The sequence below is a fragment of the Actinoplanes sp. ATCC 53533 genome (genome assembly GCF_003947245.1).
The window spans coordinates 1-661 of record NZ_QHHV01000623.1; the positions used below are offsets into that span (position 1 = coordinate 1).

The following is a 661-nucleotide window of genomic DNA, read 5'->3' on the forward strand; positions in this document are numbered from 1 at the left end:
CTTGAGTTCCGTCTCCGTCTCCGTCACTGTCTTGGTCTTCTCGTGCACTGCGGTGACTTTGGTGTGCATGGAGCCGATGTCAAACGCCGATTGCAGCCTGCTGATGGCGTACTCCCGCATCGGCTCTGCGTCCGCCTGGTTGATCAGGTGATTGCTGAGCAGATCCTGCAGGATCTGTCTTGCTCGGTCATATTCGTCCCGCTGGCCCGCGTGCAGCATGTCGACGACAGTCTTGATGTCGTCCGGGTGATCAAGCAGATGCAGCATGACGACGTTGTAGCCGCCCTCGGCGACCGCGGTCCGGTAGAAGCTGACTCGCTGGTTCTTGAGGGCTAGTTCGTGCCGAGCGGCCATCGCATCGAGCTGGTGGGCATGCTCGGCACGAGTCCGCTCGACCAGGCTTCGGTGCTCCTCCTGCCCGCGCTCCAATGCCCCTTGCAAGAGGGCCAGTTCTTTCGTCCGCTCGGAGTCGATGCGAGCGGCCATGTGCCGTCCTGCTGCCTCGTCGCACAGGACGTTCACCGAGAGCAGGTTCAGCCGCAACCCCTGGCCGATGTCCCGGATCTTCCGCTCCAGGCAGTCGCTCATGTCCTGCTCGGCGCTACCTGAAGTCTCGATGCCATGCCGTCTGCTGATTCCTCGCAGCAGGTGGTCGAGATAG

1 protein-coding gene is annotated in these 661 nt (G+C 62.2%); it reads right to left on the reverse strand.

Features of this window, described 5'->3' with window-relative positions; genetic code table 11:
* Nucleotides 1–661: hypothetical protein (locus DMB66_RS62280; protein ID WP_158647756.1), on the reverse strand; the 661-nt coding region annotated here is incomplete at both ends.